The organism is Enterococcus alcedinis (assembly GCF_014635985.1).
Classification (GTDB): Bacteria; Bacillota; Bacilli; order Lactobacillales; family Enterococcaceae; genus Enterococcus_I; species Enterococcus_I alcedinis.
Genome location: NZ_BMDT01000010.1, coordinates 48612 through 70406 on the forward strand (window position 1 = coordinate 48612; position 21795 = coordinate 70406).

General features: G+C 37.7%; 16 protein-coding genes. 12 read left to right on the forward strand and 4 right to left on the reverse strand.

The features are described from left to right. Window positions 1-16: 16 nt before the first annotated feature. From IEV09_RS10085 to IEV09_RS10105, 5 genes are all read left to right on the forward strand, one after another. The gene (locus IEV09_RS10085) at window positions 17-1957 is read left to right on the forward strand and encodes a beta-glucoside-specific PTS transporter subunit IIABC (RefSeq protein WP_188368179.1); all 1941 of its coding nucleotides are present in this window, start codon (window positions 17-19) and stop codon (window positions 1955-1957) included. Between the two features lie 9 nt (window positions 1958-1966). After that, window positions 1967-3391 carry a 6-phospho-beta-glucosidase gene (locus IEV09_RS10090; RefSeq protein ID WP_188368228.1) on the forward strand — a complete coding sequence of 475 codons (1425 nt, stop codon included), beginning with the start codon at window positions 1967-1969 and terminating at the stop codon, window positions 3389-3391. A gap of 295 nt (window positions 3392-3686) precedes the next feature. Continuing rightward, window positions 3687-4685 carry a LacI family DNA-binding transcriptional regulator gene (locus IEV09_RS10095; protein ID WP_188368180.1) on the forward strand — a complete coding sequence of 333 codons (999 nt, stop codon included), beginning with the start codon at window positions 3687-3689 and terminating at the stop codon, window positions 4683-4685. A 54-nt stretch (window positions 4686-4739) separates the two neighbouring features. Next, window positions 4740-6398 (forward strand): alpha-glucosidase, encoded by a 1659-nt coding sequence (locus tag IEV09_RS10100; protein ID WP_188368181.1) that lies wholly within the window; start codon window positions 4740-4742, stop codon window positions 6396-6398. A gap of 20 nt (window positions 6399-6418) precedes the next feature. After that, a complete protein-coding gene (locus tag IEV09_RS10105; protein WP_188368182.1) occupies window positions 6419-7849 on the forward strand; it encodes a PTS transporter subunit EIIC in 1431 nt (476 codons plus the stop codon). A 130-nt stretch (window positions 7850-7979) separates the two neighbouring features. Here the strand turns inward: IEV09_RS10105 and IEV09_RS10110 are convergent, their stop codons facing one another. After that, on the reverse strand, window positions 7980-8624 hold the full coding sequence (locus IEV09_RS10110) for a DNA alkylation repair protein (protein ID WP_188368183.1): 645 nt from the start codon (window positions 8622-8624) through the stop codon (window positions 7980-7982). After that, window positions 8621-9712 (reverse strand): endonuclease/exonuclease/phosphatase family protein, encoded by a 1092-nt coding sequence (locus IEV09_RS10115; RefSeq protein ID WP_373281485.1) that lies wholly within the window; start codon window positions 9710-9712, stop codon window positions 8621-8623. Before IEV09_RS10115 ends, IEV09_RS10110 begins: the two co-directional genes overlap by 4 nt. A 116-nt stretch (window positions 9713-9828) precedes the next feature. On the opposite strand from IEV09_RS10115, the gene IEV09_RS10120 reads away from it, so the two are divergent. The 6 genes from IEV09_RS10120 (at window position 9829) to IEV09_RS10145 (ending at window position 17604) form a co-directional block, all read left to right on the forward strand. Continuing rightward, on the forward strand, window positions 9829-10446 hold the full coding sequence (locus tag IEV09_RS10120; RefSeq protein WP_188368184.1) for a YczE/YyaS/YitT family protein: 618 nt from the start codon (window positions 9829-9831) through the stop codon (window positions 10444-10446). 48 nt (window positions 10447-10494) lie between these two features. Continuing rightward, window positions 10495-11373 carry a hypothetical protein gene (locus IEV09_RS10125; RefSeq protein WP_188368185.1) on the forward strand — a complete coding sequence of 293 codons (879 nt, stop codon included), beginning with the start codon at window positions 10495-10497 and terminating at the stop codon, window positions 11371-11373. A 240-nt stretch (window positions 11374-11613) separates the two neighbouring features. Next, on the forward strand, window positions 11614-12954 hold the full coding sequence (locus IEV09_RS10130; RefSeq protein WP_188368186.1) for an alpha-L-fucosidase: 1341 nt from the start codon (window positions 11614-11616) through the stop codon (window positions 12952-12954). A 25-nt stretch (window positions 12955-12979) separates the two neighbouring features. Then, window positions 12980-14629, forward strand: coding sequence for an extracellular solute-binding protein (locus tag IEV09_RS10135; protein ID WP_188368187.1), 1650 nt, complete (start codon window positions 12980-12982; stop codon window positions 14627-14629). A 332-nt stretch (window positions 14630-14961) separates the two neighbouring features. Then, window positions 14962-16629 carry an extracellular solute-binding protein gene (locus IEV09_RS10140; protein WP_188368188.1) on the forward strand — a complete coding sequence of 556 codons (1668 nt, stop codon included), beginning with the start codon at window positions 14962-14964 and terminating at the stop codon, window positions 16627-16629. A 147-nt stretch (window positions 16630-16776) separates the two neighbouring features. Further along, window positions 16777-17604: an alpha/beta hydrolase gene (locus IEV09_RS10145; RefSeq protein WP_188368189.1), complete on the forward strand. Its 828-nt coding sequence runs from the start codon at window positions 16777-16779 to the stop codon at window positions 17602-17604. A gap of 108 nt (window positions 17605-17712) precedes the next feature. Here the strand turns inward: IEV09_RS10145 and IEV09_RS10150 are convergent, their stop codons facing one another. Beyond that, window positions 17713-18465, reverse strand: coding sequence for an esterase family protein (locus tag IEV09_RS10150; protein ID WP_188368190.1), 753 nt, complete (start codon window positions 18463-18465; stop codon window positions 17713-17715). 1 nt (window position 18466) lies between these two features. Beyond that, complete coding sequence (locus IEV09_RS10155; RefSeq protein ID WP_188368191.1) at window positions 18467-19657, reverse strand: ATP-grasp domain-containing protein; 1191 nt, start codon at window positions 19655-19657, stop codon at window positions 18467-18469. Window positions 19658-19969: 312 nt separating this feature from the next. Here IEV09_RS10155 and IEV09_RS10160 point away from each other — a divergent pair, with 312 nt between their 5' ends. Continuing rightward, on the forward strand, window positions 19970-21625 hold the full coding sequence (locus tag IEV09_RS10160) for a type 2 periplasmic-binding domain-containing protein (RefSeq protein WP_188368192.1): 1656 nt from the start codon (window positions 19970-19972) through the stop codon (window positions 21623-21625). Window positions 21626-21795: the final 170 nt, after the last annotated feature.

Here is a 21795-nt window from a genome sequence, read left to right on the forward strand (position 1 = left end):
TGAAGGAGTTTTTAACATGGGAAAATATCAAACAGTAGCAAAAGAAATCGTCGATAAAATCGGCGGGAAAGAAAACGTCAATAGCTTAACGCATTGTATTACGCGTTTACGTTTTAAATTGAAAGACGAAAGCATCGCCCAAACCGATGTATTAAAAGACATGGATGGCATTGTGACGGTCATGAGTAGTGGCGGACAATACCAAGTCGTGATCGGTAACCACGTAGCGGAAGTCTATCAAGAAGTTCAAACATTATTAGGCAATCAACTTGAAACGACTGCAGCAACGGAGGGTCCTAAAATGAAACCACTAGATGCCTTTATCGATGTGATTTCAGGAATCTTCCAACCGATTTTAGGTGTAATGGCCGCAACTGGGATGTTAAAAGGCTTGAATACTTTATTTGAAACATTGGGCTGGTACAGTGCCGATTCAGGTAGCTACATTGTCTTAAATGGGATTGGCGATGCCTTATTCATGTTCTTACCGATTATTTTAGGATATACAGCTGCTAAAAAATTCAGTTTGAAACCAATGGTCGGTCTCGTTGTAGGAGCGATTATGTGTTATCCAGGTCTACAAAGCTCGACATTATCCGGTTCGATGGAGCCTTTGTATACGTTATTCGAAGGCACGATGTTTGCATCACCGGTCTATCTTGATTTCTTTGGGTTACCAATCATTTCGATGGACTATACATCAACCGTTGTCCCTGTAATTTTTGTGGTCTTCTTTGCAAGTAAAGTCGAACGACTATTAAACAAAATCATTCCAGATTTAGTTAAATTCTTTATCGTTCCACTATTAACATTGGTTGTTTCGTTAGTTGTCGGTCTATTATTAATTGGTCCATTCGTGACATTCGGTTCAACAGCGATTGCTCAAACGATTATGAGTGTTCGCGATTTTTCACCAATGTTAGCTGGTGCCGTAGTCGGTGGGACGTGGCAAATTCTAGTCATCTTTGGTTTACATTGGGGCTTTATTCCAATTTACATTAATAACATTGTGACAAACGGTTATGATAATGTCATGATGCCATTCTTTGCTTGTACGTTTGCAACATCAGCGGTTGTTTTAGCAATTTTCTTTAAAACGAAAGATCAAAAATTAAAAGAAATGACCATTCCAAACTTTATTTCTGGTATTTTTGGTGTCACAGAACCCGCGATTTACGGAATCTTATTACCATTGAAGAAACCATTTATTATTAGCTGTATTGCTGGTGCAATTGGTGGAGGCTTCTATGGTGCGTTTAACTTTAGAAAATTTGTCATGGGTGGAATGGGAATTTTTGAATTCCCGGGTATGATGAATCCAGATGGCAGCATGGGCAACTTGTATGTCGCATTTGCTGGTGTGATTATTAGTTTTGTGATTGCTTTTGTCTTGACGATGGTTTTATTTAAAGACAAAGAAAGTGTTGCTGTAGCAAGTGCTTCAGGTACTGTTGCTGTTGAAACAAGTTCAGAAGTTGTAGCAGAAAAACCAAGCTTAAAAAAGGTTACGTTAATCAGTCCATTAGTAGGAAAAGTTCTACCCTTAAAAGAAGTCAGCGATGATGCCTTTGCATTAGAGATTCTAGGTAAAGGGTCAGCAGTTATTCCGAGTGAAGGGTTAGTTGTTGCACCAATCGATGGTGTGGTAACCACTTTATTCCCATCACTGCATGCGATTGGGATTACGTCAGAAGACGGCATCGAAATTTTAATTCACGTTGGAATTAATACCGTGCAATTAGATGGCAAAGGTTTTAAAGCACTCGTTGAACAAGGAGACACGGTGAAAGCAGGGCAACACTTATTAGAATTTGATATTGCGGTGATTGAAGCAGCTGGCTTTAGTATTGAAACACCAGTAGTGATTACGAATACTGATCAATTCTTAGATGTGCTTGCCACGAATGAAGCGACAATTACTCACGGTGAAACATTGATTGATGTGTTAATTGGATAAGAAAGGGCGATAAATTTGAACGAGAATTTTTTATGGGGTGGCGCAACGGCTGCCAATCAGGCCGAAGGTGGCTATAATTTAGATGGACGTGGTTTATCAAGTATCGATTTATGTCCAATCGGTGAAAAGCGCAGTGCGATGATCCGTGGTTTATCGAATCAACTAACTTTAGATGAGACACAATATTATCCTTCACATAAAGGGATTGATTTTTACACACACTACAAAGAAGACATTGCCTTATTTGCAGAAATGGGCTTTAAAGCGTATCGATTTAGTATTTCTTGGACGCGAATTTTTCCAACAGGTGTTGAAGAAACGCCAAATGAAAAAGGCATCGAATTTTACAGTAATGTCATTGATGAATGTTTAAAATATGGCATTGAACCGATCGTTACGATTTCACACTTTGACGTGCCGGTTGCTTTAATTGAAAAAATTGGCTCTTGGCGTAGCCGTGAAATGATCGGTTACTACTTAAATTTATGTCGTGTTTTATTTGAGCGCTTCAAAGGTAGAGTGACTTATTGGTTACCGTTTAATGAAATCAATATGATTTTACACGCTCCCTTTATGGCAGCCGGTTTAGTCTTTGAAGAAGGTGAAAACCAAGAACAAGTCAAGTACCAAGCGACACACCATGAATTGGTTGCTAGTGCAATGGCTACAAAAATGGCAAAAGAAATTGACCCGAACAACCAAATTGGTTGCATGTTTGCGGCAGGCAGTACGTATCCATATACGTGTAATCCAGATGATGTTTGGCAAGCACTGCAAGTCGATCGTGAGAACTATTTCTTTGTTGATATTCAAGCACGAGGCTATTACCCAAATTATGCTTGGAAATTCTTTGAAGCCAACAACATTGAGTTAACAATTGAAGACGGCGATTTAGCTTTAATCAAAGAAAATACGGTCGATATCATTGCCTTTTCTTACTACAATAGCCGCTGTGTCTCAGCTGATCCAAATGCGGCAAGTCAAGCCGAAGGGAATTTGTTTGCCTCTGCTAAAAACCCTTATTTAGAAGCAAGTGCTTGGGGTTGGCCGATTGATCCAAAAGGCTTACGCATTACGTTGAATGAAGTGTACGATCGTTACCAAAAACCATTATTTTTAGTTGAAAATGGTCTAGGTGCCGTTGATGAAGTAACTGAAAAAGGTGAAATTATCGATGATTACCGGATTGATTACTTATCGAAGCATATGGCAGAGATGGTCAAAGCAGTCGATTTAGATGGTGTTGATTTGATTGGTTACTTAACATGGGGGGCGATTGACATCGTCAGCGCTTCAAGTGGTGAAATGTCTAAACGTTATGGCTTCATTTATGTCGATGGTGATAACGAAGGGAACGGCACATACAAACGTTCGAAGAAAAAATCATTTGATTGGTATAAAGAAGTAATCGCAAGTAACGGTAAGAATTTATAAGAAGTGATAACCTTCGAGAGGAATTATTCGTTTTGAGGAGTAGAACTGAAGGAAATAGACACTATATCAAGATTAAAAAATGAATAAGAGCAGTCATCAGAATCGATAGAGGATTTTTACTCTATCGGTTCTCTTTTTATTGAAAAGAAAAGTGGTGTCTTTTCGTAAGGGAGCTAGTCTTTCTTTAAGTTTTTTGATTCGTTTATCTTATATATATCTGAAAATAAGGATTGACAAGTGAAAATGAGTGAGCTATAGTAAATGTGAAATCGATACCATAAGAGGGGGATGACGAATGGCGACAATTAAAGATGTTGCGAAAAAAGCTGGACTTTCTGTTTCGACTGTTTCGCGCTACTTAAATAATCATCCTTATATTTCAGAAGAGAAAAAGAAAAGTATTAAAGAAGCAATGGAAGAGTTGAATTATACCCCGAACTCAATTGCAACACAATTACGCTCAAAAAAGGGAACAATGATTGGTATCTTAGTTTCGCGAATTACAAATCCCTTTTTATCTTATCTCGTAGACGGAATTGAAAAACAGGCAAAAATGCAGGGATACAATGTATTAATCATGCAGACCTATGATGATTCTAAAGCAGAGATCAAGATGTTAGAAATGTTGAAACAACAAATCATAACGGGGTTAATCATGTGTTCCGTTGAAGGTGAAAAAGAAGTCATCGAGAGTTATCAAGTTTATGGCCCCATTGTTTTATGCAATGAACAAATTTTGCATTCAACGATTCCTCAAGTAATGACGGATCAAGAGCAAGCAACGTATGAAGCGGTTCGTTTCTTAATTAATAAAGGTTATCGAAAAATTGCTTATTGTACTGGGGGAAGCCTTGCAACGAAGGGGCATGGTGAGCTACGAACTTTGGGAGCAGAACGTGCTTTATTAGAGGAGAAGTTACCATTAAAAAAAGAATGGATTTTTCGAAAAACGCATACAATGCAAGATGGCTATCGAATAGCTAAACAAATTTTTCAGTTATCAAAAGAAAATCGACCAGATGCCATTTTTACAAATAGTGATGAAGTAGCGATGGGAATCATCGAATATAGCATGGCGCACCAAGTCGTTATTCCAGAAGACTTAGCAGTTATGGGATTTGATAACCAACCTTACACGTCTGTTTTGGCAGTACCATTAACTACAATTGAACAACCCGTCGAAGCGTTGGGGATAGAGTCAACAAAACTATTAGTGGCGTTAATGGAGAAAAAAGCATATCAAATTGATGAAACACAATTAAAATTACGTTTAATTGAAAGAAAATCCGTCTAAAGGATTTTCTTTTATGAATAATGTGGTATCGATACCACAGAGGAGGAGCAAAAAATGAACAACAGTATAGTAGATAAGAATTGGTGGAAAGATGAAGTTATTTATCAAGTGTATCCAAAGAGTTTTAAAGATTCAAATAATGATGGTATTGGTGATATCCCAGGAATTAAAGAAAAATTACCTTATTTAAAAGAACTGGGAATTACAACTTTGTGGATCTGTCCAATTTTTAAGTCACCTATGGTTGATAATGGTTATGATATTTCTGATTTTGAGGATATCAATCCAGAATTTGGAACGATGTTAGAATTTGATGAATTGTTAGCAGAGGCAAAGAGTCTCGGAATCAAAATTATTTTAGATTTAGTAATTAATCATACTTCTGACGAACATGAGTGGTTTCAAAAAGCTTTAGCTGATAAAAATAGTAAATATCGTGACTATTATATATTTAAAGAAGGTAAGGAAGAGCCAAACAATTGGCGTTCAATTTTTGGTGGATCTGTTTGGGAAAAAGTTCCGGGTGAAGATTGCTATTATCTCCATGTATTTGATAAAAGACAACCAGACTTAAATTGGGAAAACGAAGAGGTGCGTCAAGCATTATACGCGATGATCAATCGATGGTTAGAAAAAGGAATCGCAGGATTTCGCATTGATTCGATTACATTTATTAAAAAAGATCAAGATTATAGTAGCTTACCAGCAGATGGTGTCGATGGTTTGGTTTCTTGTAAAAATAAAACACGAAATCGACCAGGTATTGAATCCTTTTTATCAGAACTAAGAAGAGAAACATTTGATAAGTATAATTGTGTTACGGTAGGTGAAGCACCGGGAGTTCCTTACGAAGAGTTTCCGCAATTTATTGGCGATGATGGTTATTTTTCGATGATTTTTGATTTTCATTATGCTGATATTGATGTTGAATCGGGTTCCGATTGGTTTAAACGAACAAACTGGACAACAGCAGAATTTAAAGAGTTATTAATGAATTCTCAACATGCGTTACAAGACGCAGGATGGGGCGCCAATTTTTTAGAAAATCACGATCAACCAAGAGTTTTATCGAAATTAGTGAAAGAAGGCTTTCGAACACCAGAATCAGCAATGGGGCTAGCAAGTATGTATTTCTTTTTACGAGGAACCCCTTTTATCTACCAAGGGCAAGAATTAGGGATGTTAAATGCTGAGCGTACGAGCATTCAGCAATTTGATGATATTTCAAGTATTGATAACTACTATCGTTCAATTGAAGAAGGATTTACGCCAAAGGAAGCATTGGATTTTGTGAATCTAAGAAGTCGTGATAATACGCGAACACCGATGCCATGGAATAGTAGTCAATATGGTGGTTTTTCAGAACACGAGCCGTGGTTAGCGATGACTGAAGAGTATCCTGAGATTAACGGAAAATCTAATAGCGTTTTAGAGTTCTATAAACAAATAATCGATTTGAGGCAAAACTCTAATGTCTCTTCGATTCTGAAAAGAGGTTCGATTGAATTCTTAACAGACGTATCGGACAATGTCGTTGCGTATGAAAGATCCTTAGAGAATCAAAAAGTTTATTCTATTACAAATCTAGGAACAAATGTAGAAGAAGTCCAACTACCTAAAGCAATTGATAAGATTTTATTACACACACACGAATTAAATAGAACAGAATCAAAAATAACATTACTACCATACCAAAGTATTTTGTTTAACTAAAGAAGAGTGGAGGAAAGAAAATGGAAACGAACTATAAAAAAATAGGTGAATCAATTGTATCGGTAATAGGGAAAGACAATATTTTATCATTGACACATTGTGCCACTCGTCTACGATTAGAGGTTAAAGATCGTGACGTGATTGATGACAACGCCATTGAAGCAATTGATCACGTTAAGGGTGTTTTTTATAATGCTGGGCAATATCAAATTATTTTGGGAACGGGAGTAGTCAATAAAGTCTATGCAGAGTTAGTTAACAATGATCACAAAATTGAAGAAAAAGTGACTAGTTTGGAAGAAATCAAACGAGAAGGCAATCCAATTAAACGTGCAATTCGAACATTAGCTGATATTTTTATATCGATTATCCCAGGTATTGTTGCAACAGGTTTGTTTTTAGGAATTAAAGGCGTTATCTTAAACGAACATGTTTTAGGTTTCTTTGGAACATCATCGGATCAAATTCCAGAAACATTTTTAGTGTTAGTCAGTGTATTAACTGATACGGTCTTTGCATTCCTACCTGCTTTAATTTGTTGGTCCGCTTTTAAAAAATTCGGAGGGACACCGATTATTGGATTTGTTATTGGCCTAATGCTTGTTTCACCAATGCTACCGAATGCTTATGCAGTAGCAGATTTGAATAGTGGTGTAGAACCGCTGATAGCATTTGGATTTATTCCAATTGTAGGTTACCAAGGAAGTGTTTTAACTGCTTTGGTTTTAGGGATTTTAGGAGCGAAGTTGGAAAAAGTCTTACGAAAGAAGATGCCAGATTCGTTGGATTTAATGTTTACACCATTTGTTGTTATTCTAGTCATGGTATTAGCAGGGCTCCTTGTTTTAGGACCATTGCTCCATTTTGTTGAAAGTGGTTTAGTGTATGTTGTTGAGTTCTTAATCAAAATACCTTTTGGTTTAGGTGGTTTAGTAATCGGTTTCTTGTACCCACTGTCTGTGATGACGGGGATGCATCATCTTTTTATCGTAGTAGAAACAGCACTCTTAGCATCAAGTGGATTTAACCCTGTTATTACTGTTTGCGCTATGTATGGATTTGCTAATGCCGCTGTTTGTTTTGCCATCAGTAAGAAAACAAAAAAGAAAAAAATTAAAGTAATTGGATTAAGTGCAGGAGTAACGCAACTACTAGGTGTTAGTGAACCTGGATTATTTGGAATTACGTTGCGATATGGTACAAAACCATTGACTGTAATGCTTGCCTGTTCTGCAGTAGGAGGGGCACTGCTTTCAATCCTCGGAATACAAGCAAACTCATATGGTTTAGCTGTAATTTTATCACCTTTGATGTATATGTATGATCCGTATCAATTAATGACTTACATCATTGTTGGGATTTTAACTTTTATTGTTGCATTTATTTTGACGTACCTTTTTGCAGTACCAGAAGAATTGATGATTGAAGATGAAGTTGAATTAGCAAATTAATCATAAAAAATAAAAGCAGATGAAAAAGCTCAAAATAAGAGTTTTTTTCATCTGCTTTTTATTTCGTAATCATCGCTAGCAAAGAGTCCTTTTAAAGGATTTCTTTCTTACAATCTCGCAAAAACAGCTTTCAGATATACTTCGAAGCTTCACGAATGCTGAGGGGCGCCATTTGTTCTTTGTGGGTCTCAATAAATTCGCGTACCCAAGTTGGATTGGCTTTACTGTAATCACGTAAACTCCAACCGATGGCTTTGTTAATAAAGAATTCTTTGTCGTTGAAATTGTTGCAAATGATTTGTGCGAGTAGTTCGGTATTCGTTTTGTCTTTTCGCAATAGTTGATGGTCAATTGCGACACGTCGAATCCAAAAGTTCTCGTCTTGGCTCCACTCAAGCATTATTGCTTCGACTTCAGGCGTTTCGTAAGCTAAATGTCCGAGTAATTCATCCAGTCCATCGACGGTGTCCCACCAAGAATGGGTCGTAATCAATTGCTTCAGCACTGGAATGTCGTTGATGGTTAGTTTCTTTTTGAATTTAATTAAATAGCCAATCGCGATGTATTGGTATTCACGTGGTTTATCGTGCCAGCAATCGTGCACGAAATTCCAATCAATCGGTGTGTGATCGATTGATTGGATAAATTCACGAAAGATTTTTTTACGTTCAGGGGCTGGGATTCCGAGAAAAGTGAATTGATTGCGCATGTATTTTTCCATTTGAAGTGCTTTTTCTGGATTTGCCGCAGCGGTTAAGGTTTCAGAAAGGTTCATTGGTTGTCTCCTTTGTTAAAATGAAACGTTAGTGTTACTGGATTATGGTCAGAGTTCGCAAAATTTAAATCAGAGACTTTGACGCTTTCGACGATGATATCATCAGAAACGATAAAGCCATCAATCAATGAGACAAAGTTCTCACCTTTGACATAAGGTTTATTGCTGGCGCGGACCGTTGGCACTTGATCTCTGGCTAAGTCGCCTTTAACGACAGAAAATCCTTCAGGTAATAATTCTTCTGGGAATGGATGGGTCCATGTTTCTATTTTACGTTCGGTATCAAAAACTTCAGGACTATTGCCGAGTAAATCGTGGTTAAAATCGCCTCCGACAATCACACTGCGACCAGCGGCTCTTTCGCTAGCCATTTTTTCGGCAAGTTTTTTAATTTGGCTTTCTAAAATGTTTTTGTCCTTTGTGAAAGCGGAAGAATGGATATTGATCAAGCTAACTGGCTGCCCATCGAAAGTTGTCTGACTGACAGTGAAGCTACGGTCAAGATCGAAAAATTTATCGAAATTGGTTTCGATTGGTAAAGAATAACGAGTGGCTTGTTCGATCGGATACTTACTTAAGGTTAAGATGCCCGATTGTGATTTGCCAATTGGTTTCGTAAAAGGGTAAAATAAGTAACTGGAGTCGTAATTTTGCCCAAAAACAGCAGAATAGTTATCGAATTTATCAGTCAATTGTTCGACTTGGTTGATTTTATAAGAGCGATGCGCTTTTGTGTCGACTTCTTGCAATAATATAACGTCAGAATCAAGCTGCATTAAATGTTTTTCAATACCAGCTAAGTTCTTTTGAACATCCTCTTTACTAAACGCACGTGAGTATTTACCGTCATCCATAAAGAAACTATAATCAGTTGGATAAGCAGCATAACCAATATTGAACGTTGTAATGGTATAATTGGATGGATGGGGCGCTTGTACATCAGTCGCAGGGGTGGTAGGACTGAGTTCAAGGTTATCATCTAATCGATCGTAGTCAAAAAACAAATAGGCGAGATAACCACCAAGAATTAAAATCAAGGCGAGTACGAACCATTTAAAGTAAGAAAAAAATAATTTCAAAAAAAGCACCTCCATTTTTGTACGATAATTATAACATAAGTCTTTCAAGTTTCATTGTTTCAGCTGATTTGATAGACTAAAGACGAGAATTGAACCAACGAAGGAATGAAAGAAAGGTGAGGCAAATGATCAAAAAACAATCACTCAAGCGGATGGGAATCGTCATCCTCGGTTCTATCATTATGGGACTCGGTATTCATTTAACGATTATTGGGCAACTAGGTAGTGATCCATTGACGATGCTTTGGATTGGTTTATCGGATAAATTAAGTATTAGTATCGGACAAGCAAACATACTCGTCAGCTCAGTGATGTTGTTGATTGTCTTTTTTATCGATCGCAAAGAGTTATTTATTGGTAGTTTACTTAATCCAATTGTGATTGCTTTGACGACCGATTTATTAGCCAATGTTCCGTTTCAACCGGAGTCACTGCCTTTTCGTGTGGGCTTGTTTTTAATTGGCTTGGCTCTGATGGCTTTTGGAATCGCTGTTTATTCCTTGGCTAGTTTTGGGCGTGGTGCTTATGAAGCACTGGTGTTTGCACTCAGCGCAATTTTAAACGTGTCGATTCGTCTGGTGCGAACGAGTTTTGATTGCTTGTTTATGATTCTTGGTTTTTTATTAGGAGCAAGTCTTTCTTTTGCACCATTATTAGCCATTCTCTTAATGGGAGTGATGATTCAATTTTTTATTCAGCAATTGATTCGACCGATGAGTAAGTACTTAGGAGACGAGTTGTAACAAACAATTTTCTACTATTAGAATAGAATAAATAAGGATGAATTAAAAATGAAACAAGTAAGCAATCTTTATCAGCAGTGGTATCCAAATACGTATCAATTAAAAGCCTATCCACTAGAGGGACGCAAAGCACTTACGGTTAAAAATCGTCAAGAAATTTATCAACGTCTGATGAAACCGCAACGTGATTTAATTGAACAGCACAAAAAATACCAAATGAGCTCCTTTTTCGTCAATCATCATTACTTAATTGATGAGCAGTGGCAATTTGAAACCGTCAACATTGACGAAAATTATAATCGCAAACTGAAACGATACCAATTGTACTGTCAATGTGGCAAGGCGATTAAATATCAATTTATTTTAAAGTCGCAAAAAACGGAGGAAACGATTGCGTTAGGGATTACCCATTTTGCGGATCATTTAGGTGTTAGTCAAGAAGTTGCCAATGAAATCAAAAAAGGCTTGAATCATGTTGATTTGGCACTTGATGAATTGTTGTGGTTAAAAGACCGAGGTTATGATTTTCCAGAAGACTTATGGCAGCAATATTTATATGCGCTGTATCGCAATCAACACCTTGTCCGACCATTTGCGTATAATCAAACACTCGTTAATCGTTTACTCGAATTTAAGGAAGTCGCGATGCCGATTTTTGTCTCGGATTATTTAGCGGTATTAAACGAGATCCGTATGATTGAAACACGGATTAAAGAAGATCCAAGTGATACCTTTAAAGGAAATAAACAATTATTTGAGCAGTTTTCGCAAGATTTTACTCAAGTACCATCTTCAAGTCAAACAACCAACAAAAAATTCCATGCAAAGAGTCAGGCACTTTTTGAACAATGGCAAGCAGTTAGAGCGAGTGAACGCCAACGAGTATTTGAAGAGTTTAAAGAACTAGTCGAAGCGAGCAAAGAATAATTGATTGAAAGTATTAATAGTAGAAACGATGGCATTCGTGTAAGTGGATGCTATCGTTTCTTTTGTGTGAACAAAAAATCAAACTATGTTTTAAAAATGATGTATGCGTTTTATTAATGAAGAACACTGTTTTGATAGCCTTTTCATTTTTTGACACACTATGAATTTTATACATATTGCGAAAAAAACAGACAACGCTTACATTTGAGTTACGAAATACGAAACGAGGAGGCATTTTTTATGAGTGAAATTAGAGGAGACATTGAAGTTGCAAAAGAGGACTTATTTGACGATGCAACGAATTATCCAGAAACTGAGATGTTAAAAGAGCGCTTGGAGTGGTTCCAAGATTTAAAGTTGGGCGTTATCTTCCATTATGGTATTTATGCGCAAGCAGGAATCGTTGAGTCTTGGCAATTATCTGAACAAGATGAATGGGCAAGAGAAGGACGTGAATTCCGTAAAGACTTCACACAATTGCAACTCGATTACTGGAATTTGATTTCAGAATTTAATCCGACGCAATTAGATGCGAAGAAATGGGCAGAAACATGTAAACAAGCTGGTTTTAAATATTGTATTTTTACAACAAAACACCATGACGGATTTAATATGTACAACACAATTGAAACCGAATACAAAGTTGGAGGGAAATTAAGTCCCTTTAAGAACCGTGATATTTTAGGTGAAGTTTTTGATGCTTTCCGTGAAGAAGGCATGGGAATTGGTGCCTATTATTCGAAAGCTGACTGGTACTCTCCGTATTATTGGTTGGAAGACGGCACTGTTAAAGGACGTCGAGCGAGTTATGATACGGCAGAACATCCAGAAATTTGGGCGAAATATACCAATTTTGTCCATGAACAAATTAAAGAAATTACCCATAACTATGGAAATGTTGATTTACTATGGTTAGATGGCGGTTGGGCTGGTAAAGGTAAGGAAGACTTACAAATGGACCGGATGGCTGAAATTGCTCGTGAGAAAAATCCTGAGTTAATTATGGTTGACCGTATGATGGGCGGTCGTCATGAAAACTACGTGACACCCGAACGAAAAATTCCAGAATTACATGAAATTCCGAATAAAGTTTGGGAAAGTAATATTCCAATTGGTAATGACTGGGGGTATGTCCCAACTGATACTTTTAAATCAAGTCAAGAATTGTTAGAAACCTTTGTTGACGTTGTAAGTAAAGGTGGAAACTTAATTTTAGGAGTTGGACCAACACCTGAAGGAACATTTACTGAAGAAGAAACAACGATTTTAAATGAGATTGGTGCTTGGATTGATGTTTATGGTGAAGGGATTTACCATACACGCGCAATCGCTAAAGACCGTGTCAACGATTGGAAATTATCTTTCAATAAAGACGGACAAACGCACTATGCCTTCAGAAGTATTCACGCACCAGCGAACGAAACGTTTACTTTAGAGGAAATTGAAGCAACCGCGGATGATCAAATTATTGATATCGCAACAGGGAAAGTATTAACGATTCAAAATGGAACGCACATTGCTGCAACGGATATTGAGCAACCAGCTATTGGCTCAATCGGAATCAAAATTATCAAAAAATAAAAACGAGAAAACTTGGAGGTCAACGATGAAATCACGGAATAAAGTTTTATTAAGTATCGGAATTGCGTTGTTTAGTACAGTTTTAGTTGCTTGTGGGAATGGTGGGAGTAAAGCACAAGCAGATGGACCAAAAGAATCATCGGTTAAGTTAAACACAGAAGGGCAATTCCCCGTTATTGCTGAAGGGGAAGAATTATCTTTAAGTATTATGGCGCCAGGCATGGGGCTTGCGGAATGGAAAGACATGCCGACGCTGCAAGATTATATTGAAAAAACAGGAATCGAAACAACTTATATCACACCACCAAGTGCTGATTTTCAAACGAAATTAAACTTGGCATTTGCATCAGATGATCTGACGGATATTATTTATGGTGCAGGTTCAAACTCTCTGACGTCTGCAATGGAAATCGATTATGGCGCACAAGGAATTTTAGTTGCTTTAGAAGATTACATTACGCCAGAATTAATGCCAAACTTCTCAAAACTAGTTGAAGATGATCCAAATCTTCTAAAATCAATTACGACACCAGATGGACATATCTACTCGTTACCATTCGTTCCACGTAATGGGACATCGATTTGGTATCAACAGCCAATGTGGTATAACGGTGAATGGTTAGATAATTTAGATGTCAAGGAACTACCAAAAACAACTGACGAACTCTATGATTTATTAGTTCGCTTCCGCGATGAAGATCCAAATGGGAATGGTCAAAAAGACGAAATTCCATTAAGTGATGTGGAAATGAACGGGACACGTTTATGGTTAATGGGTGCTTTTGGCATCAAAGTTAAAGGGATTCAAGAAGATGATGGAAACGTGTCATACACACCAATATCTGAAGAATACAAAGGCTTCTTGCAGTACATGAATAAACTCTATACGGAAGGTTTATTAGATAAAGAAGTTTATAGCCAATCAAATGACCAAAAGCAATCTAAGGGTCAAAAAAATCAACTTGGTTTATTCAATGATTACTATAGTTTCTTTACAACGGGTCGTTCAGAAAAAGAAGCAATCAATGATCCATTGTTCCAACCGCTGACATCTGAATTCTCACCAGAAGCAGTCATTGCTGGAAGTCCACGTATTTCTCGCGGAGCATTCGCAATTACTCATAAGAACCCTTCGGTGGAAGCATCATTAAGATGGTTAGATTTCTTCTATTCTGTAGAAGGTGATCTTTACTTAGAGCAAGGACCAGAAGGTGTGCTTTGGGAAAATCAGAAAAATAAAGATGGTGAAGAAGTTCGTGTCTATACAGACAAAGTTGATTTAAACGATACTGAAAACTTCCGTGGATCAATTACACCTGCTTACGGTTTAACAACACCAAACTTGGTTGTTGATTTACCGCAAATTCGTAAGAGTGCTGATGAAGAGCCAGATACTTCATTTATGGATTGGGTGATTGCTGAAACAGAAGAAAAAATGGTTCCTGCAGCAGAAGTACCATTTCCATTATTGTATTTAACGAAAGAAGAAAATGATAAAGTCGGCACAAGTGCGACTGATCTTGCAACCTACACAGAAGAAATGGAAGCGAAATTTATTACAGGTATCACTTCTTTTGATGAGTGGGATAAATATGTGAAGACAATTGAATCGATGGGTGTTGAAGAATACGTAGCAACGTATCAAGCCGCTTACGATCGTTGGGCATCAAACTAAAACATGTGTTTCATTTCTTGGGACTTCAGAGATAGGATCATTTTGATCTTGTTTCTGGGGTCTCTTCCCTTTTAAAATTATAGTCGTATTCAAAAATGCTTCTCCTAAAGAGCATGAAATCAACCTATTTGATAGCGTTTTCATTTTTACATAGTCGGATATTTCTACATATTGCAAGATACATAGATAACGCTTACATTGTAGTTAAGGAATAAGTGGGAGCTTATTACTGGCCGAATAGACAGAAGACATTGAATGTTGGTACTGTTTTTTGGTTAATGTTTTACGGTTTAGGGTTTGGAAAATCAAAACAACATATAGGAGGGCATTAAATGAAATCACGGAATAAAGTTCTTTTAGGGGTAGGAGTTGCATTATTTAGTACAGTATTAGTTGCTTGTAGCACCGGTGGCGGTGGTAGTAAAACAAGTGGTACTGATAAGTCGGGTTCTGCGGCAGAGTCTGGGGTTAAATTGAATGCAGATGGTCAATTCCCAATTATAGCAGAAGGTGAAGAGTTAACATTAAGTATCATGGCCCCAGGAATGGGCTTAGCTGAATGGGAAGATATGCCGACGTTACAAGATTATATGGAGACAACAGGAATTAAAACAACTTATGTGACACCACCAAATGCTGATTTCCAAACAAAATTAAACTTGGCTTTTGCTTCGGATGATTTAACAGATATTATTTATGCAGCAGGTTCAAGTGTTTTGACTTCTGCTATGGAAATTGATTATGGTTCGCAAGGGATTTTGGTCGCTTTAGAAGATTATATTACGCCAGAGTTAATGCCGAATTTTTCTAAATTAGCAGATGAAGATCCAAATCTTTTGAAATCCATTACAACGCCAGATGGTCATATCTATTCTCTACCATTCGTTCCACGTAATGGGACATCGATTTGGTATCAACAGCCAATGTGGTATAACGGTGAATGGTTAGATAATTTGGATGTTAAAGAACTCCCGAAAACAACCGAGGAGCTTTATGACTTATTGGTTCGTTTCCGTGATGAAGATCCAAATGGTAACGGTCAAAAAGATGAAATTCCGTTAACAGACGTGGAGCTGAATGGGACACGTTTATGGTTGATGGGGGCATTTGGAATCAAGGTAAAAGGGATTCAAGAAGATGATGGCAAAGTATCCTATACACCAATTTCTGAAAACTATAAAGGCTTCTTAGAATATATGAATCGCCTATACAAAGATGGTTTATTAGATAAAGAGGTTTACAGTCAGTCAAATGACCAAAAACAAGCAAAAGGTCAAAAAAATCAACTTGGATTATTTAATGACTACTATAGCTTCTTTACAACGGGTAGAACGGAAAAAGAAGCAATTAACGATCCATTATTCCAACCATTAACTTCTGAGTTTTCACCAGAAGCAGTGATTGCTGGGAACCCTCGTTTAACACGTGCAGCGTTTTCTATTACACATACAAACCCATCGGTTGAAGCGTCTCTTCGTTGGGTCGATTACTTCTATTCAGAAGAAGGTGCACGTTACTTAGAACAAGGACCTGAAGGCGTTCTATGGGAAAATCAAAAGACAAAAGACGGCGAAGAAGTTCGTGTCTACACAGATAAAGTTGATTTAGATGATACAGAAGCTTTCCGTGGAACGATTACACCGGCTTATGGTTTAACAACACCAAACTTAGTTGTTGATCAACCACAAATTCGTAAGAGTGTTGATGAAGCACCAGACACAACTTTTATTGATTGGGTTATTGCAGAAACACAAGAAAAAATGGAACCTGTAGCTGAAGTACCATTCCCATTATTATACTTAACAAAAGAAGAAAATGATAAAGTGAGTGCGAATGCAACGGATCTGTTAACATACACAACTGAAATGGAAGCGAAATTCATTACTGGCGTAACGTCATTTGATGAGTGGGACAAATATGTTAAGACGATTGAATCAATGGGGGTTGAAGAATACGTAGCAACGTATCAAGCCGCTTACGATCGTTGGGCTTCAAACTAATTAAACCATGTTCATTTCTTGGGACTTCAAAACAAGTAGGCTTATCGCTTGTTTTGAGGTCTCTTCCCTTTTTTATTCCTGATCGTATTTGTCAGTGTCTCGTTGCAGTAGTATAATGGTTGGAAATCATACAAGGAGGGGAATGCTTTGCCTAGAAGGTACCAACAACCGTATTTACAATTAAATAGCCATTACTTATGGGTACCGTATACCCAACAGGAACGTCGTGTGCGTGTCTTGTTGCCTAAAAATTATCAAGAAAACGTGCATGAAACGTATCCTGTTTTGTATATGCTTGATGGGCAAAATGTGATTCATAGTCGTGAAGCTTATGCTGGACATTCTTGGAAAGTGATTCCACATTTAAAACGGAATCCACAAATTCCAGATTTGATTATTGTGGCGATTGATAACGATGGTGAGCAGCGACTTGATGAGTATACGCCGTGGGCAATGAGTCCAGAAGAAGTTGAGAAGACTCAGCATATCGGTGGTGGCGGTCAAGCGCACGCGCAGTGGATTGTTGAACAAGTCAAACCTTTTGTCGATGGGCATTATCGCACGCAAGCGGAAAAAGAGACAACCTTTTTAGCCGGTAGCTCTTTAGGTGGCTTAATGACGGCTTATATGGGTGCAGCATATCCTGATACTTTTGGCGTGCTAGGGATTTTTTCGTTGGCGTCATGGGTCAATGATGAAGCCTTTTTGCAATACATTGTCCAACATCCGTTAAAGCCCGAAACAAAAGTTTATTTACAAGTTGGTACGCAAGAAGGTAATCCAGCTGATCAGGCATTTACCAATCGAAACGTCAATCAAATGTATTTGGATAGCTCGCTTTGGTATTACCAAACCTTATTACGAACGGGCCACTCGCTTGAGCAAATTTGGTTTCGCATTCAAGCCGACGAAACCCATTCCGAAGAATATTGGGCACGTCACTTTGGTGAATTCGTCGTTTATAGTTGCCAATAAAAAATGCGCTTGATTCACTAGTTATTAAACATCTTTAGAGTAACAAATGAAAATAAATAGAAATAAGACAACCTCAGAAGAATTTTTCTTCTGAGGTTGTCTTATTTTTTAAATCTTTCCTTGATCGGCGAGTACGCCTAAGTAATAAGGCATTTGGATACGCCACCAGTCCCAATCATGGGGCACGTCGAGTCCCCAATAATCAAACCAACCGGGAAGGTGTTTCTTTTTAAAGAGCTTTTCTAAACGTTGAGTGTCGGCAATATGTGGACCTTCCCAATTGCCTTGTCCGACACAGACAATCGTGGTATTTTGACGCAAACGATTGATAAACCAAGGATCGTGGAGTTTTTCTAAATAATCAAGCGGAGAGTTATAGTAAACGCTTGGACTATCACCATATTCTCCGGTGAAAAAGCGGGCATCATACGAACCGCTTAAGGCGATGCTCGTATCGAAAACATCTGGATGACGTAAGGCAAAGTTAATCGTATGAAAGGCGCCCATGCTACAACCAGTCGCAAGGAGTGCACCTTGCCAGTGACTCTCATGTTTAATTAAGGGGACAAGCTCTTGAATAATGTATTGATCGTAGCGATTGTGGGCACGGCCCATTTCTTCGGGACTTTTCCAAGTTGCAAACCATGATTCACGATCATAGGAATCCGGCGTGTAAAATTTAACTAAGCCTTGTTCGATGAAGCTTTGACAAGCCGCAATCATACCGAAATCACCGTATTCATTGTGGCTACCACCGGATGAGGGAAAGACAATAATTGGTTTGCCCGCATGTCCGTAAACATTAAATTCAATCTCTTGTTGTAAAAAATGGCTAAAGTGTTTTCTTCGTTCGAAATGCATGCTATTTGTCCTCCTTTTTTGCTTGATGAATCAATTGAATCCATTCGAATAACTCTTTTTTATCCGGTGTTCGAATGATGTACCCTTCATCGCCCATAATTTGTGCGAAAATACCTGGGATTGACTGAATGCTAACGAGTCCTACACCGAGTTTTTCACGAATCGCATCATTTGAATAGTAATACGGTTGGTTTTTATTTTTACGTGAGACATAGGCGCAGTGATAAGGACGAGTGGTAGCTTCATTGTATTCATTTGTCGCTACAATATCGGCATAGCCACGAAAAACATCGATGTCATTGGCGTAATTAAACATATCAATTGATAAGCCACCCGGTGGGCGCATATTAACCTCTAAAGGAATTAATTTTCCGTCTTTTGTTCGAAAGAATTCTAAGTGGAAGAAGCGTTCTTTTACGTTAAAGGCTTTGACAATTTTTCTCCCCATCTCAACAATATCTGCAGGTGTTTCTCGTGGGATAAAATAATACATTTCGTCATTTTTTTCGACGATGTCAAGGACCGCTTCACTATAATTAAACGTTGAGTAAAAAACAATTTTGCCATTTTGATCGGCGATGCCATCAAAAGTTTCGATATCACCTAAAATGAAGGCTTCCATAATGTAGGAAGTTTTCGGATCGTAATAAGTAAAGAAATCTTTTAACGCTTTTTCGTTTTCAATCTTATACGTATCACTGGCGCCAACGCCACCATTTGGCTTAATAATTACCGGATACTTTAGTTTTTTAGCTAGTTTTATCGCCTCTTTTTGATCTTTAAAGACACGACCATCAGCGACAGGTAAACCAATCGAGCGAAAGACTTCTTTCATTTTTGATTTTTGACGAATCATAGGAATATCGGTTAATTGATAGCCGGAAACATTGTAATCGGTTCTTAGCCTAGCATCAAGCGCTAACCAATGCTCATTGTGTGATTCAATCCGATCGATTCGCCCATACTTGTGGGCAAAGTAAGCAACAGCACGATAGACTTGATCATAATCCTCCATATTATCAACGCGATAATATTCGGTTAATGAATCTTGTAGGGTCTTAGACAATTGATCATAAGGCGAGTCAGCAATTCCCAATGTCTGGAAACCTTTTTCCTTTAAGCGTGTCGCAAAGGGCGTAAAGTTATCCGGAAAATCGGGAGAAATCAAGATAAAGTTTCGTTTGTTCGTCATAAAATCCACCTCTTTATTTATCTGTTACTTGTTATCATACCACTATTATGAGTATTTTTCTAATCTAAATTTCTTTGAATTATCATAAAAATAATAGTTAGAGTTAAAAATATTTTCAAACGGGGATAAACAAATACGATGTAGTCTAAATCGCGATGATTAAGTTAGAATCCTTTAGTTTTAATGAAAACCCTTTCTTTTTAACATAGTCGAAATTATATACATATTGATTGACTATCGGTAATCGCTTACATTTAGCGAGTATTAAAAATAGTTTGAATAAAACAGAAAATACATCATGGAGGTAAAACAATGAAAACACGTAAGAAACTCATTTTAGCGTTAGGAATCACACTTTTTAGCACATTATTGGTTGCTTGTGGAACTAGTAATGGAAACAAAAAAGAAGAGGGTAACAAAGCCAAGGAATCATCGGTTAAACTAAACACTGACGGGCAATTTCCAATTATTGCTGAGGGTGAAGAATTAACGTTGAGTATCATGGCACCAGGAATTGGTTTAGCTGAGTGGAAAGATATGCCAACGCTACAAGAATATATGAAAATCACTGGAATTGAAACGACTTACGTGACACCGCCTGATGCTGATTTTCCCACAAAATTAAACTTAGCATTCGCAGCAGATGATCTAAGCGATATTATTTATGGGGCCGGTTCAAATGCCTTAACCTCTGCAATGGAAATCGATTACGGCTCGCAAGGGATTTTGGTCGCTTTAGAAGAGTTTATTACACCGGAAATTATGCCGAACTTTGCAAAATTAGTTGAGGAAGATCCAACGATTTTAAAATCAATTACAACGCCTGATGGTCACGTATATACATTACCAATGTTGTCACGTGGTGGAACGGCGATTTGGCCTGCGGGACCTATGTGGTATAACGGTGAATGGCTAGATAACTTAGGTGTAAAAGAATTGCCTAAAACAACAGATGAATTTTACGATTTATTAGTCCGTTTCCGCGATGAAGATCCAAATGGTAATGGTAAAAAAGATGAGATACCATTAACGGACGTTGAAATGAATAGTTCGCGCTTGTGGTTTATGGGTGCGTTTGGAATGAAAGTTAAAGGGATTCAAGAAGATGACGGTAAAGTTTCCTATACACCAATGTCTGAAAATTATAAAGCCTTTTTGGAATATATGAATAAACTTTATACAGAAGGATTGTTAGATAAAGAAGTGTATAGTCAGTCTGGCGATCAGAAAAAAGCAAAAGGCCAAAACAATCAACTTGGTTTGTTCCCTGACTGGTTCTCATTCTTTACAACAGGACGTGGAGAAGAGGGTGCATTAAATGACCCAATGTTCCAACCATTAACTTCAGAAATTTCCCCAGAACCTGTTGTAGCTGGAAGTGCTCGTCTTTCGCGTGGTGCGTTTGCTGTAACGAAAGATAATCCATCAGTAGAAGCTTCTTTAAGATGGGTCGATTATTTTTATTCGGTTGAAGGTGCTCGTTTCTTAGAACAAGGACCCGATGGTTTCTTATGGGAAAGTGCGAAGACAAAAGATGGTGAAGAAGTACGCGTCTTTACACCAGAAGTTGATTTGAACGACACAGAATCTTCTCGTGGGAAAATTACACCAGCCTTTGGATTGACGACACCTAACATTGTGGTTGACCAAGAATTAATTCGTAAGAGTGCCGATGAAGAGCCAGATACGGCCTTTCGTGATTGGGTAAATAAAGAAACAAAAGAAAAAATTGAACCAATTGCAGAAGTTGCCTTCCCGTTATTATATTTAACGAAAGAAGAAAATGATAAAGTGAGTGCCAACGCGACAGACTTAGCGACTTATACGGAAGAGATGGAAGCCAAGTTTATTACAGGTGTCACTTCTTTTGACGAGTGGGACAAGTATGTTAAAACGATTGAATCGATGGGCGTAGAAGAATATATCGCAACTTATCAAGCTGCTTATGATCGTTGGGCAGCAAACTAAAAAACGTGTTTCATTTCTTGGGACTTTAGTCAGTAACCGTTAGGGGATTGATTAAAGTCCCTTCCCTTTTGTATTAAAATGAGTGGAGAAATCGGACGTAAATAAGGAAAAAGACCATAGTGAGAGCCTTTTCATTTTTAACACACTACAAAAATTATACATATTGATAA